The 13,056-nt window shown below is 56.7% G+C and carries 13 protein-coding genes; 9 read left to right on the top strand and 4 right to left on the bottom strand.

From position 1 onward, the window contains the following. The 5 genes from CPY64_RS12250 to CPY64_RS12230 are packed head-to-tail and all read left to right on the top strand — an operon-like array spanning position 1 to position 5,818. Positions 1 to 999, top strand: coding sequence for a tetratricopeptide repeat protein (locus CPY64_RS12250; protein WP_052363026.1), 999 nt, complete (start codon positions 1 to 3; stop codon positions 997 to 999). A gap of 25 nt (positions 1,000 to 1,024) precedes the next feature. Further along, entirely contained in the window at positions 1,025 to 1,513 is a 489-nt protein-coding gene (locus CPY64_RS12245) for a DUF3613 domain-containing protein (protein WP_052363023.1), read from the top strand. A 34-nt stretch (positions 1,514 to 1,547) separates the two neighbouring features. Beyond that, a complete protein-coding gene (locus tag CPY64_RS12240) occupies positions 1,548 to 3,620 on the top strand; it encodes a pilus assembly protein TadG-related protein (RefSeq protein WP_042488376.1) in 2,073 nt (690 codons plus the stop codon). 20 nt (positions 3,621 to 3,640) lie between these two features. After that, the gene (locus CPY64_RS12235) at positions 3,641 to 5,044 is read left to right on the top strand and encodes a sigma 54-interacting transcriptional regulator (protein WP_042488373.1); all 1,404 of its coding nucleotides are present in this window, start codon (positions 3,641 to 3,643) and stop codon (positions 5,042 to 5,044) included. Between the two features lie 60 nt (positions 5,045 to 5,104). Further along, positions 5,105 to 5,818 carry a DUF2968 domain-containing protein gene (locus CPY64_RS12230; RefSeq protein WP_042488419.1) on the top strand — a complete coding sequence of 238 codons (714 nt, stop codon included), beginning with the start codon at positions 5,105 to 5,107 and terminating at the stop codon, positions 5,816 to 5,818. A gap of 122 nt (positions 5,819 to 5,940) precedes the next feature. Here the strand turns inward: CPY64_RS12230 and CPY64_RS12225 are convergent, their stop codons facing one another. The 3 genes from CPY64_RS12225 to CPY64_RS12215 are packed head-to-tail and all read right to left on the bottom strand — an operon-like array spanning position 5,941 to position 8,582. After that, complete coding sequence (locus CPY64_RS12225) at positions 5,941 to 7,113, bottom strand: vWA domain-containing protein (protein WP_042488369.1); 1,173 nt, start codon at positions 7,111 to 7,113, stop codon at positions 5,941 to 5,943. After that, on the bottom strand, positions 7,103 to 7,723 hold the full coding sequence (locus CPY64_RS12220) for a GNAT family N-acetyltransferase (protein ID WP_042488366.1): 621 nt from the start codon (positions 7,721 to 7,723) through the stop codon (positions 7,103 to 7,105). The genes CPY64_RS12225 and CPY64_RS12220 overlap by 11 nt, the downstream gene beginning before the upstream one ends. A 1-nt stretch (position 7,724) precedes the next feature. Continuing rightward, positions 7,725 to 8,582 carry an AAA family ATPase gene (locus CPY64_RS12215; RefSeq protein WP_009456767.1) on the bottom strand — a complete coding sequence of 286 codons (858 nt, stop codon included), beginning with the start codon at positions 8,580 to 8,582 and terminating at the stop codon, positions 7,725 to 7,727. 217 nt (positions 8,583 to 8,799) lie between these two features. On the opposite strand from CPY64_RS12215, the gene CPY64_RS12210 reads away from it, so the two are divergent. Together CPY64_RS12210 and CPY64_RS12205 are read left to right on the top strand one after the other, a co-directional pair. After that, positions 8,800 to 9,156 carry a c-type cytochrome gene (locus CPY64_RS12210; protein WP_009456766.1) on the top strand — a complete coding sequence of 119 codons (357 nt, stop codon included), beginning with the start codon at positions 8,800 to 8,802 and terminating at the stop codon, positions 9,154 to 9,156. A gap of 16 nt (positions 9,157 to 9,172) precedes the next feature. Beyond that, entirely contained in the window at positions 9,173 to 9,541 is a 369-nt protein-coding gene (locus tag CPY64_RS12205; RefSeq protein WP_042488363.1) for a c-type cytochrome, read from the top strand. Between the two features lie 15 nt (positions 9,542 to 9,556). Here CPY64_RS12205 and CPY64_RS12200 read toward each other — a convergent pair whose 3' ends face one another. Beyond that, positions 9,557 to 9,985: a DUF1841 family protein gene (locus CPY64_RS12200; protein WP_042488361.1), complete on the bottom strand. Its 429-nt coding sequence runs from the start codon at positions 9,983 to 9,985 to the stop codon at positions 9,557 to 9,559. 267 nt (positions 9,986 to 10,252) lie between these two features. On the opposite strand from CPY64_RS12200, the gene icd reads away from it, so the two are divergent. Beyond that, complete coding sequence (icd, locus tag CPY64_RS12195; protein ID WP_042488358.1) at positions 10,253 to 11,509, top strand: NADP-dependent isocitrate dehydrogenase; 1,257 nt, start codon at positions 10,253 to 10,255, stop codon at positions 11,507 to 11,509. Between the two features lie 308 nt (positions 11,510 to 11,817). Then, positions 11,818 to 13,053, top strand: coding sequence for an acyl-CoA dehydrogenase family protein (locus tag CPY64_RS12190; RefSeq protein WP_042488355.1), 1,236 nt, complete (start codon positions 11,818 to 11,820; stop codon positions 13,051 to 13,053). Positions 13,054 to 13,056: the final 3 nt, after the last annotated feature.

Below are 13,056 nucleotides of genomic sequence, written 5' to 3'. Positions count from 1 at the left end.
ATGAAAACGTCGAGATGGATTCGTCCCGTGATGCGCTGGGCCGCACTGGGTTTGAGCAGCACCTTGCTGGTGGCGTGTTCCACCACGGATTCGGCTTACGAGCTGGTGCGTCAGCAACAGGAGCAGGAAGCCTTTTTGCAGAGCAAGGAAATCGAGCATTGGGAAAAACGCAAACCCACTGACAAGCAGATGGCGGTACGCATGCTGCAAGAGACGCAAAAGCAGGGACGTTACTTTGCGTCCCTGGCCTATGCCGAGGCCATGGAAAAAGAGTACGGAGCGGATCCCGAAGTCATGGTGTTGCGGGCTGAAGCGCAGCGTCAAACCGGGCAGCTGGAACAAGCTGCCCAGACCTTCAAGGCTTTGCTGAACACGCCAGTCGCCGGCCAGGCCTATCAGGGCTTAGGCTTGATTGCAGGGTCGCAACAGCACTTTGATCAGGCCGCTCATTTTCTGAAGCAGGCGGCGCAGCAAGATCCGACCAATGCAATTGTGCAAAGTGATCTGGCCTATGCCTACTTGCGTTCCGGTCGCCCTCAGGAGGCACGTCTGGCCCTGGGCAAGGCGGCCGAACTGGCTCCGGACAACCCCAAGATCTTGAGCAATATGGCCTTGTATTTGCTGGTCAGCCAGGAAACGCAACGGGCTGGCTTTGTGATGCAGCAAGCGGGTATGGACGCCGCAACCCAGCAAGCCATTGTGCAGATGGCAGAACAAATTGGACAGGATCTGGAGCAATTGCACGCCCGTCAGCAAATGCAGAAACAACAAGAACTGCGCATGGCAGCGGCTGCAAAGGATGAGCAGGCCAGAGCTCAGGCGGTGGCATTGAGTCCGGCAAGCCCGGCGCCAATGGGGCAAGTGGTCTTGAATCGATCCGCTCAGGCTCAAAATCCGGCGGTGGCTCGTCCAGCAGCAGTCGTAGTGTCGTCTACGCAAGCGGGCTTGAATCGTCCCTTGCTGGAAAGTCTGGGCCCTGTGTCCTCGTCAATGAATTGATTGCCGTTTTTTCAAGGATATCGCAATGAACCGATCCCGCATTTTGGCCTGCTGCACCTTGTTGATGGCTAGTAGTGCCTGGGCGCAGACACAAGCTCCGCTGACTGGAACCATGGTTTCAGGCACCAGCACCTACCCGGTCAGCACCAGCCCGGCAGCAGCCAGCAATCAGGGGGTGCATACACCGGCCGCTCCGGCGGCGGAAACAGTTCCCGCTGAACGTCAGCCTTACGAGAAGTACCGCTTGAGTGATGAGGAAGTCCACCCTTGGCCTGAAGTGGAAGGCCTGCCTGTGCATGTACAAAACGAGCGTCGTCATATTCCGCCACGTATCGAGGTCGGCCCGGATACCCGCAGCCTGCTCAGCATGCAGGCGGATCCGGACCGGGAAGGCAAGGTCTTGCCCGTGCATGGTGCGGCAGCGAATCTGGCCTGGGAGCGTTACTTGAACAGTTTCAAGCATCCCATCCCCGAGTACATGAAAGAGCGCATCAAAACAAACGGTAGTGATTAAAGCCCACAGGGCTGGAGCGGGTCAGGAGAGCGAGATGAAATGGGGAAGAACTCGAACCCGGAACGAGCAGGCGCACAAGCAGCAAGGTTCCATTATTGTGCCTGCGGCCGCCGCGTTGCTGGTGGGGCTGGTGTTGCTGGGTGCGGCGCACCTGGGACATAACTTCCATGTGAAGCGGGGGCTGCAAAACGCGGCTGACCTGGCTGCACTGGCGGGGGCGCAGGCTTTGGGTTCCGGGGATGCGCTGGGCTGCCAGCAAGGTGAAAGCATGGCCAGGTTCAGCCTGAACAGCCAGCCCGATTCGCCTGCTGCGGGTTTGACAGGCGATGGCGCCAAAGTCCTTTGCGGTAAATGGAATAGTAGCCACAGTGATCCGGCCCAGCGTTTTGTTTCTGCCTTGCCCGCTGATTCCGTGCGCGTGCATTTGAGCTATCAGCCGCCTTCCTTGTTCCCTTTCTTTACTTCCTCGGTGATTGAGGCGGTTGCCACCGCCAAGAACAGTGAGCCGGTTGCGACCTTCTCCGTGGGCAGTCGCCTTTTGTCCTTGAAACGCAATGGCCTGGTCTATAACCTGCTGCGTGGCGTGGGCCTGCGTCCCGATCAATTGACGGTGCTGGATTCGGCCGGTCTGGTCAATGCCAAGATCACGCCTTCCGGCTTGTTGAAAGCCTTGGGGCTGCCTGCAACGGTGATCGCGGGTGTGGGTACGCCGGAGGAGTTGGCGCGACTGGAGCAGCTGACTTTGGCGGATCTGCTTAGCGCCAGCCTGGATTTGCTGGATCAGCAGAAAACGTTGGGCCTGGATGTGGGGGCCTTGCAGGAATACATCCGCTTGCTGCTCGGTGTTGGCCCTCTGGATCTGCCCGTCAAGCTGCTGGGTGATGGCGGTATTCTGGCTTTGATCAATGGGGTTGATCCCTTGTCGGCCTTGAATGTGAATCTGGACGTGCTGCAACTGGTCAATACCGGCCTGGTAGTGGCCAACGGCCAGAACTTGATTGATCTGAATCTGACTGCACTGCCTTCCGGCTTGACCAATATGTTCAATAACGCACTGGATCTGCGAGTGCGGGTTGTGGAACCGCCCAGTATCGCCATGGGCGGGATAGGCACCAAAGCGAACTCGGCGGGTGTGCGTGTCTATCTGAATCTGGACACGTCCAAGATTCCATTGGCAGGCCCGATCCTGAAAGTGCTGGGAACCGAAGTCAGCTTGCCAGTCATTATTGAGCTGTCCCAAGCCACGGGTGAACTGGTCAATATTTGCCGTGCACCGATTGCCGAGAATCAGGCCACGATTGCGGTCAGCTCCTCGTTGGTGAACGTGTGTCTGGGCAAGTTCCCGCATTCGGATTTCTTTTCGACCAGCAATAGCTGCAAGGATGAATCCTTCGGGCAAATTCAGCGCCATCGTGTCATCAATGTGCTGGGTATCCTCCCGTTGACAGCCAAGGTCACCTTGCCCTTGATTGATACCAAAAACCCGGTGCATGTGACCCTGACCGCGCCTCCGGGCGAGCCGTCAGAGGCAACTGTCAACGCGACTCAGCTGGACTTGTCCCGCAGTGTGCGCCTGCTCTCTGATGCGGTTCTGTCGGGCATTTTGGGTGACTTGCTGAACACACCCTGGAGTGGTGCATCCGGCAAGCGTCAGATGGCAGAAAGTCTGGTGGGCGATGGGGCAGGTCGCTCAGTGTCGGCTGTTGTGAACGAGATGAACTGGTCCAAGGAGCGCATGGAGCAATTGTCTCGAACCATGAGCCAGAACGGCTTAATTGGTGTGCTGGGCGGAACTCTGGGCTTTGTCGATAATTTGCTGACAACCCTGCTGGGCGCGCCCTTGAGTGATCTGGCCTGCGTGATCGGTGGTATTGGTGGTCAGCAAGCGATGCGCGAGTGCCGGACGGGTGCGGTTGAGGTATTGGTCTTTAAAGACTCGAACCTGGTTGGTGCCGTATTAAGTCTGGTTGTCGCTTTGCTGGACCCTGTATTGCAAGGCTTGAGCGCGCTGCTGGAAGAACTGTTGAAGCTGCTGGGCCTGAGCCTGGTCGAGGCTGATGTGAAACTTCACGATGTGCAGTGTGGTACTGCCTATCTGGTGCAATAGGGCGGGAGGCGAACACAGCAATGAGTGTCAGCTTTATGGGTAATGAACCTGTTTTATACGTCTGGGAGGGCAGCTCCGATCTGGTGACGCGCGCTGAGCGCGCCATGGAACCCAGCTCGGTAGCGGTCATGCGCGTAGAGCCTTCCCTGGTGCTGGATGCCGAGCGTCATCCCACGCGCCATGCGGTTGCACTGGTGTCCGTCAGTGTGATGGCGCAAGGGCGTTTTGAGCAGCACCAGTGGCTGGTCGAGCACGCCATTCCGGTGATCTGGGTGGCCTCGGAAGATCGGGGCTACGATCCGCGGTTTTACCCCTCGGCCTACTCCTATACCTTGCCCCTGTCCTTTAGTCAGGCTGAACTGCGCACCCTGGTCGCCAAGCTGGCCGGACTGACCGCGCAGGTCGAGCGCGAAGGGCAGGGCGGCCCCCAACCATTAGTAGCCGTATCGCCTGTGATGCGGGCCCTGATTGCTGAAGCCGATATGTATGCCGATAGCGGGGCCAGTGTCCTGATTCATGGCGAAACAGGTGTGGGCAAAGAGCGCATTGCTCAGCTGCTGCACGAGCGCTCTTCACGTGCTCAAGGTCCCTTTGTTCCTGTCAACTGCGGGGCGGTTCCGGAAGGTTTGTTCGAGGCCCATTTCTTCGGCCACGCAAAAGGGGCTTTTACGGGTGCGATTGGTGCCCATAAAGGCTATTTCGAGCAGGCAGATCAAGGGACCTTGTTTCTGGATGAGATCGGGGACTTGCCCTTGCACCAGCAGGTCAAGCTGCTGCGGGTGCTGGAGCAGCGTTCGGTAACGCGCCTGGGATCGACACAACAGATCCCAGTAGATTTTCGTATGGTGGCTGCCACCAACAAAAACCTGTTGGGGCTGGTGCAACAAGGCCAGTTCCGTGCAGACCTGTATTACCGCCTGGCCGTGGTGGAACTGCTGATTCCGAATCTGGAGCAGCGTGGCTCCCAGGAAAAAATCGCTATTTTCTGCGCCTTGCTGGAACAGGCCTTGGAGTGTGATGTCGAGGATATCCCTCAATGGGTACTGGATGCGGTGGGCAGCATGCGCTTTAACGGCAATGTGCGCGAGCTGGCCAATCTGGTTGAGCGCGTTGCTGTCATGAGCAAGCAGTTTGGGGCTTGGGAGTCAGTGCAGTTGCGACAGGTGCTGGAGCGCTTTAATGCCCCCGTTATGGCACCCGCCCTGGCCTTGCCTGATGATGCGCCTATTCTGGAGCGGCCCGAGCCCGTCATCAGCCTGAGTGCACAGGAGCAGGAAGAACGTGCCCGTATTATTTCGGTTCTGGATACACAGAACTGGCGACGTCAGGATACCGCTGCCGTATTAGGGATTTCTCGTAAAGTATTGTGGGAAAAGATGCGCAAATTCAACATAAAGGCACAAGATGCGACAAGCCGCGTTTAGAATACGGGCTGATTCTGTGTATCAAGCTAAACACAAAAAATTGATTATCAAGGGATGGGTATGGTGAACCTTAGTCAGAAGACGGCGGTGTTGCTGTCCATGGGAGGACTTCTTTTATTGTCAGCGTGCAGCTCGGTGTCTTTGGTACAGGAACCAGAGCGGCCCGTGGTGGCGCAAACCCAAGAGCAAGAGGTTGAAGAGGTAGCCCCGGTTGCGGCTCCAGCAGCTGCGCCTGCGCCCGCAGCGGCCCCGGCTTATCACAACACCACTGTGGCTCAGCTGCAGCAGCTGATTCAGGCCCGTGCCGTACAAGAGCTGCGTACCTCCTATAACGGCCGCTTTGGTGCCAGCCTGTTGTTCTCCGCCGAAAGCATGACCTATTACGTGGCCCTGTTCCAGCAGCGTGAGTTCTGGCGCGTCTTCAAGACCACCGACGAATCCCTGGCCGAACGCATGTACACCCAGTACCGTCAGGACACGGTGGACTACGCGGCCGCCGATCTGGAGCGCATCAAGCTGCAGGCTGAAGTTGCCAAGGCTGAAAAGCAATTGAATGAAAGCGCGGACCAACTGACTGTGTTGCAGAACGATCTGGCATTGCAGCGTCAGCAGGAAGCCTTGGCCATCGCCCAGCGCGAGGAGTCCCGTCGCGAAGCCCAGGCGCTGGCTGAACAAGAGCGTGAAGCCCGAGAGCAGTTGCGTGAATTGCAGAGTCAGATCAAGGATCTGGAGCGACAACGTGCCGGGATGTTGCAACGTCAGAGAGGTCGTTAATCGCTGCAGTAGCAAAGCCTGATGGAAAGCCCGCACAGTCGCAAGATTCTGCGGGTTTTTTAGTCGTAAAAAAAGACCCGAAATTCGGGTCTTTTAATTTCCTGCTTGATAGAAGTCTGACGCTACCGCGACAAGTACCGCATCGCCTCTTCCAGCCCTGCACTGGTGACGGGGTACATGTGGTCGGACATCAGGTTCTGGATGATGGCGATGGATTGGCGATACGGCCAATAAGCCTGCGGCTCCGGGTTGAGCCAGGCAATACGCGGCCAATGGTCGTTCAGGCGTTGCAGCCAGGCCGCGCCAGTTTCCTTGTTGTAGTGCTCGACGGAACCACCTGGAGCCATGATCTCGTAAGGACTCATGGTGGCATCGCCCACGATGATGATGCGCCAGTCCTCGTTGTACTTGCGCAGCAGATCCCAGGTTTCCAACCTCTCGCTTTGACGGCGCGAATTGTTCCGCCAGACTGATTCATACACGCAGTTATGGAAGTAGTAGGCCTCCAGGTGTTTGAATTCGGAACGTGCGGCCGAGAACAAGGATTCCACCTGAGCAATGTGGTCATCCATGCTGCCGCCTATATCCAGCAGCATCAGCACATTGACGCGGTTTTGTCGCTCGGCCTGCATTTGCAGGTCCAGCATGCCCGCATTGCGAGCCGTCTCGCGTATGGTGCTGTCCAGATCCAGCTCGGTGGGAGCCCCCTGGCGCGCAAAGCGTCGCAGGCGTCGCAACGCCATCTTGAAGTTGCGTGTGCCCAGTTCCTGCTGGTCGTCGTAATCCACGAACTCGCGCTTTTCCCAGACCTTGATGGCGGTACGGTTGCCCGCAGAAGGGCCGCCGATACGGATACCTTCGGGGTGATAGCCGCCGTGTCCAAATGGGGATGAGCCGCCCGTGCCGATCCACTTGTTGCCACCTGCATGTCGCCCTTGCTGCTCTTTCAGACGCTCTTTGAACATCTCCAGCAGTTTGTCCAGACCATGTTTTTCCAGCGCGGCTTTTTGTTCCGGGGTCAGGTTACGCGTCAGGGTTTTGCGCAGCCAGTCTTCGGGCAAGGTTTTATCTTTGGCCAGTGCTTCCAGTTGCGGTTGATAGAACTCGCCAAAGGCCAGATCAAAGCGGTCGTAAAGCGTTTCGTCCTTGATCAGCACCAGTCTGGACAGATGATAGAAGTCGTCCAGCGTGGGGGGCATGATCCCTTTGCACAATGCGTCCAGCAGCGTCAGGTGTTCCTGGATGGAAACCGGCAGACCGCGTTCGCGCAGGTGGTAGAAGAAATCAAGCAACATGGCCGTGCTGCCTTAGTTTGTCCAGCAAGTGGGCACGGGTATCGGGCCACTCGCCTGCCATCAGGCTGTAGAACATGGTGTCACGTATCGTGCCGTCGCGACGGATGGCGTGGTGGCGGACCCGCCCGTCAAAACGCGCCCCCAGACGGGTGATGGCTTGCTGGGACTTGAAGTTCAGGTGGTCGGTGCGCCAGCCTACGACTGCGGCTCCCAGGGTGTCGAAGGCATGTTGCAGCAAGAGCAGCTTGGTCGCAGTGTTGACGTGGCTGCGCTGGGCGCTGCGGGCGTACCAGGTGTAGCCTATTTCCAGGCGGGCCAGCGGCGTGACAATATCGTGATAGCGTGTCGTGCCGACAGCCCGGCCTGTGCGCAGATCGCGTACAAGAAAGGGCAGCATATGGCCTTGTCCCAGTCCGTCCAGAGCTTTTTGTACATAATCCTGAGCCTGACCGGGGGCGGGCACGCTGGTCACGCGCACATTCCAAAGTTCGCCATCGGCAGCGGCGGCTTCCAGCAATTCCACATGCGCCAGTTGCAAAGGCTCCAGACGTACGTCCCATCCTTCCAGCGTCAGGGGGGCCAATGGCTGGGAGAAAGCGCTTGTTTGCATATCAGCTCCGGCGCTGGCTGCGTTGGCTCATGGCGGCCAGACGCTGCATCAAGGACAAGTCCTGTTCGTTTTTCAGCAAGGCTCCGGCCATGGGGGGCAGGCCTTCATCCAGCTCGTGCAGGGCATCGGCAGGAATGTCGTTGGCCAGCAGCAGACGCAGCCAGTCCAGAAACTCCGAGGTGGACGGCTTTTTCTTCAGACCGGGGACATCGCGCAGGGCAAAGAAGGTGTCCAGGGCGCTGGACAGGATGTCGCTGCGCAGATTGGGGTAGTGCACGGCCACGATCTGTTCCATGGTTTCGCGCTCGGGAAAGCGAATGTAGTGGAAGAAACAGCGGCGCAGGAAGGCGTCGGGCAGGTCTTTTTCGTTATTGGAAGTAATGATGATCAAGGGACGATGGCGCGCCTTGACGGTCTGGCGAGTTTCGTAAACATGAAACTCCATGCGGTCCAATTCCTGCAGCAAGTCGTTGGGGAACTCGATGTCGGCCTTGTCGATCTCGTCGATCAGAACAACAGTGGGTTCCTCGGACTCAAAGGCTTGCCACAGCGTGCCCTGCACAATGTAGTTGCCAATGTCGCGGACTTTTTCATCGCCCAGCTGGGAGTCGCGCAGGCGCGAGACAGCATCATATTCATACAGGCCCTGATGCGCCTTGGTGGTGGACTTGATATGCCATTGCAGCAGGGGGCGCCCCAGGGCGCGAGCCACTTCCAGAGCCAGCAGGGTCTTGCCGGTTCCCGGTTCGCCTTTGATCAACAAAGGACGTTGTAGCGTCAAAGCGGCGTTGACGGCCAGCTTCAAGTCATCGGTGGCAACGTACTGGTCGGTGCCTTCAAAACGGGTCGTAGTAGTCATAAATCGGCTCAAACTTGTACTTAAAATGTTGATCTGTCAAGAATAGAAACTCGGGTATAAATACTAGTATCAGTCATCCTTGGCAATTATCATACAATCGACTCAGTACTCGTCGGTCAGCATCACAGAGCCAGGTGTCGCGTTGATTCACCTTTTGCTGCAATAGACGCAGAGCCTGACCCGGACCGTTTTCAACTCCACGACAAAGCGAATAGCGATGATGAAGTTGCAAATGAAGCGGTATGTCTCTTTCTTTCTTCTGGCCTCAAGCTCCTGTCTGCCCTGGGCAGCCCAGGCGCAGGATTCCGAGCCGATCAAGGCCAATCCCGAGGCGGCGCGCGACAAGATCTCCATGTGCATAGGCTGTCATGGCTTGCCCGGTTACAAGGCCAGCTTTCCCGAGGTCTATCACGTCCCCATGATTGCCGGGCAGGGGGCTGCTTATATAGAAGCAGCACTCAAGGAGTATGCCAGCGGCGCTCGAACCTTCCCCACCATGCAAGCCATTGCGCTGAGCTTGTCCGAACAGGACATGGCGGATATTGCCGCGTACTACGCGGGCAACAAACCTTGAGGACGGGGAGGCACGTATGAGAAAAACAGTCTTGCTGGTGGCAATGGGGCTGATGGCCGGGGTAGCCGGTCAGGCAATGGCCGCTGAGGATCTGGTCAAGGCAGGCGGGGAAGCCTGGAAGAATCTGAATTGCGCATCCTGTCATGGCGACGATGCGAAAACGCCCTTGAATCCGGAATATCCCATTCTGGCTGGCCAGCATGCGGATTATTTGCGGCAGGCCCTGATGGCCTATCAGCGCGGTCAGGCCGGAGCGCCGGCTACCGCCAATATTCGCAAGAATGCGGTCATGGGGGCGATGGCCAACACCATGAGTCAGGCTGATATCGACAGCATCTCGGTATGGCTGTCGCGTCAGCCCGGCCCGTTGAGCAATAGAAAATAGAGCAGCTCGCGGCGTCTAGTCGCGTGTGCTGTGGCGCAAGATCAATTCGATATAGCGCTCATTGTTCAGTGGTGTGCCCAGACGTTGTGCTTCCCAGATCACCTCGCCCAGCGCTTCCATGATGATATGCGCTGCGGCGTGCTGGTCGTGCGTGGTCAATAAGCGCTGATAGGCTCCCTTGATGCCCGGAGGCTGGTCAATGGACAGTTGCTCGTTGATGGCCAGGTGCATGGACAGGTGCAGAAAAGGGTTGCTGCGCCCTTGCTCCACCGAATAGTCCTGGTTGACGGCGTCGGCGTTGCGCAAATCGTCGTGGTACTCAGGGTGCTGTTGTACCAGATCCACCGCCATGGTTTCCAGAGCGGTCAGCAGATGACCACTTTGGTGCTTGTCCCAAGCTTCAATGAAAAATTGGCGAACCTGCTCGCGAGAGGGGTTGAACATGGTGGAATCGAGAAAAAAATAGTCAGAAAATGCGAATCTTTGGCGCGCATTTTACGGGAAACTGTGGGGGCGTCTGGCCGGCACAAGCCGCAAGCGTGGCCGTGTAGAATGGATAAGTTGTCAAGAATGCAAGCATTTTTGGCAAGCTTTGAGTTTACAGGTGCCTGAATACGCGCGAATTAAGTTAAACTCTTATATAAGACTTCGGAAACGCAAAAGCGTTCCGTGTTTAGCTATCCCTAATATTGGAGCACAACTGGAGCATCCATGTCCTATCAGCATATCAAGATCCCCGCGTCGGGGCAGAAAATTACAGTTAACGCGGATTTTTCCCTGAATGTTCCCGATCAACCCATTATTCCTTACATCGAGGGTGATGGTACGGGCGTGGATATTTCGCCAGTCATGATCAAAGTGGTCGACGCTGCTGTTGCCAAAGCTTATGGCGGCAAGCGCAAGATCGAATGGATGGAAGTGTTCGCCGGTGAAAAATCCACCAAGGTGTACGGTTCCGACGTGTGGCTGCCAGAAGAAACGCTGGATGCCGTTAAAGACTACGTCGTATCCATCAAAGGCCCTCTGACGACTCCCGTTGGCGGCGGCATCCGTTCCCTGAACGTGGCCCTGCGTCAGCAACTGGACCTGTACGTCTGCCTGCGCCCAGTGCGCTACTTCAAGGGTGTTCCTTCGCCTGTGCGTGAGCCAGAAAAGACCGAAATGGTCATTTTCCGCGAGAACTCCGAAGACATTTACGCCGGTATCGAATTTGCTGCTGAATCCGAAAGCGCCAAGAAGCTGATCGACTTCCTGCAAACCACTCTGGGCGTGAACAAGATCCGCTTCCCCAATACCTCCGGTATCGGTGTCAAGCCTGTTTCCCGCGAAGGTACCGAGCGCCTGGTGCGCAAGGCCATCCAGTACGCCATCGACAACGATCGCTCTTCCGTGACCATCGTTCACAAGGGCAACATCATGAAGTTCACCGAAGGTGGCTTCCGTGATTGGGCTTACGAACTGGCTCAAAAAGAATTCGGCGCTGAATTGATCGACGGCGGTCCATGGTGCAAATTCAAGAATCCCAAGACCGGTCGCGAGATCATCGTCAAGGATTCGATTGCTGATGCCTTCTTGCAACAGATCCTGCTGCGTCCTGCCGAGTACGACGTTATCGCCACACTGAACCTGAACGGCGACTACATCTCCGACGCTCTGGCTGCTCAAGTGGGTGGTATTGGTATCGCCCCCGGTGCCAACCTGTCCGACTCCGTGGCCATGTTCGAAGCCACCCACGGTACCGCTCCCAAGTACGCTGGCAAAGACTACGTGAACCCAGGTTCGCTGATCCTGTCCGCTGAAATGATGCTGCGTCACATGGGCTGGACTGAAGCTGCTGATCTGATCATCTCCAGCATGGAAAAATCCATCACCTCGCGTAAAGTGACATATGACTTTGCCCGTCTGATGGAAGGCGCTACTCAAGTGTCCTGCTCCGGTTTTGGCGATGTCATGATCGAAAACATGTAATGAAAACAGGCTGTTAAAGCCGGTTCTCTACATGAAAAACCGCCGACCTTCGGGTCGGCGGTTTTTTTTCGTCTCATGCTTTGGCGGGCTGGTCTGCTCCCGTCTCTTTCTTCTTTTTTATGCTCAAATTATTTGTGATCGTTAGTTTTATGCAATTTAAAATAAAGAGAATTGGCGATTTTTACTAGGTGAAAACCCGGATAAATCCAATAATACAAGCAGTTTTGACGGTTTCTATAATTATTGATATTGCGATTATCTAACGATAGCTATAAATTTGCCATATCAAATAATTCTAAGGAGCAGTTATGGCTATCACAGGAGCTACATTGGTCGCCGAGCGCGAGCGGGTCACCGTCACCCAGGCACCATCCCGTCAGGAGACCGAGGAGATTGTGGGGCGCATTCACGAAATCGGCCCGTTGCTACGCGAGCTGGCCCCTCAGGCAGACCGTAATCGCATGTTGTCGGATGAGGCGGTTCAGGCTTTGGAATCCACCGGGGCCTGGCGCATTTCGGCCTTGAAGCGCTACGGCGGTTACGAGGGTGGGGCGGACATGCTCTTGCAGTGCGCCAGCGCCGTGGGCTATTACGATCCGGCGGCCGCCTGGTGTGTAGTGATCTCGAATGGCTCGGTGATGTTGGCCAACCGCTTTAGCGATGCCATGCTCGATGAGGTGTTTGCGGATGGCCCTATCCGTGCCGCGTCCATTTTTGCCCAGCCGCAAGGTACGGCAACGCCGGATGGTGATGGCTGGCGCATTACGGGCAAGTGGCCTTTTGCCTCGAACAGCAACCACTCGGACTGGGCATTGGGGATTCTGTTCATCAAGGAAAGCGAGCTGGTCGAGCCTACCGTGGGCTTTGTGCTGATGCGTCGTGATGAGTTTGAAATTCAGGACACCTGGTACACCATCGGCATGCGCGGTTCAGGCTCCAACACCATGGTGGCTGAAAACCTGTGGGTGCCCAAAGAGCGTCTGATCACGTTTCAGCAATTGATGGGTGATGTGCAGGAGCAAGATCCCTTGGCTACGTTTGGCCGTCGTTTGACGCCGCACCTGACCATGTCGACCTGCATTCAAGCACCATCGTTGGGAGCGGCTCAAGCTGCCGTGGATTTCACCAGTGGCGTCAGTGGCAAACGCGGCATTACCTATACCCATTACAAGAAACAGTCGGATTCGGGGGCATTTGTGCAGAACCTGGGCACGGCCAGTATCCAGATTGATGGTGCCCGCTTATTGTTGGAACGCGCTGCGGCTCAAATTGATGCTGCTGCCTCTGGCACAGTGCCGATGCCCTTGGAGCTACGCGCCCGCCACCGCGCCGGGATCGGCCATGCCGGACACGAACTGGTGGATGCCGTGAATAATCTGTGCTGGTTGCATGGCACGGCCTCCTTTGCGGAAAACAGTCTGCTGGGCCGCATGTGGCGTGACATTAATACAGGTACTCGCCATGCCTCGATTACTGCGCCGATGGGATACGAGCTGCACGGCAACGGCATGACCGGTACGCCTTATATTTCCAACAAGCTCTAAGCC

It is taken from the genome of Alcaligenes faecalis (assembly GCF_002443155.1).
GTDB classification, from domain to species: domain Bacteria; phylum Pseudomonadota; class Gammaproteobacteria; order Burkholderiales; family Burkholderiaceae_B; genus Alcaligenes; species Alcaligenes faecalis.
The sequence above is the reverse complement of the archived record's forward strand: the minus strand, read 5'-3'. Positions and strand labels throughout refer to the sequence as shown.

Bases quoted from the DNA above. Each gene is read 5' to 3' on its own strand.
- CPY64_RS12215 (WP_009456767.1), bottom strand. From the start codon at position 8,582: ATGACTACTACGACCCGTTTTGAAGGCACCGACCAGTACGTTGCCACC.
- CPY64_RS12245 (WP_052363023.1), top strand. From the start codon at position 1,025: ATGAACCGATCCCGCATTTTGGCCTGCTGCACCTTGTTGATGGCTAGT.
- CPY64_RS12200 (WP_042488361.1), bottom strand. From the start codon at position 9,985: ATGTTCAACCCCTCTCGCGAGCAGGTTCGCCAATTTTTCATTGAAGCT.
- CPY64_RS12190 (WP_042488355.1), top strand. From the start codon at position 11,818: ATGGCTATCACAGGAGCTACATTGGTCGCCGAGCGCGAGCGGGTCACC.
- CPY64_RS12250 (WP_052363026.1), top strand. From the start codon at position 1: ATGAAAACGTCGAGATGGATTCGTCCCGTGATGCGCTGGGCCGCACTG.
- CPY64_RS12210 (WP_009456766.1), top strand. From the start codon at position 8,800: ATGATGAAGTTGCAAATGAAGCGGTATGTCTCTTTCTTTCTTCTGGCC.
- CPY64_RS12225 (WP_042488369.1), bottom strand. From the start codon at position 7,113: ATGTTGCTTGATTTCTTCTACCACCTGCGCGAACGCGGTCTGCCGGTT.
- CPY64_RS12235 (WP_042488373.1), top strand. From the start codon at position 3,641: ATGAGTGTCAGCTTTATGGGTAATGAACCTGTTTTATACGTCTGGGAG.
- CPY64_RS12220 (WP_042488366.1), bottom strand. From the start codon at position 7,723: ATGCAAACAAGCGCTTTCTCCCAGCCATTGGCCCCCCTGACGCTGGAA.
- CPY64_RS12230 (WP_042488419.1), top strand. From the start codon at position 5,105: ATGGTGAACCTTAGTCAGAAGACGGCGGTGTTGCTGTCCATGGGAGGA.
- icd (WP_042488358.1), top strand. From the start codon at position 10,253: ATGTCCTATCAGCATATCAAGATCCCCGCGTCGGGGCAGAAAATTACA.
- CPY64_RS12205 (WP_042488363.1), top strand. From the start codon at position 9,173: ATGAGAAAAACAGTCTTGCTGGTGGCAATGGGGCTGATGGCCGGGGTA.
- CPY64_RS12240 (WP_042488376.1), top strand. From the start codon at position 1,548: ATGAAATGGGGAAGAACTCGAACCCGGAACGAGCAGGCGCACAAGCAG.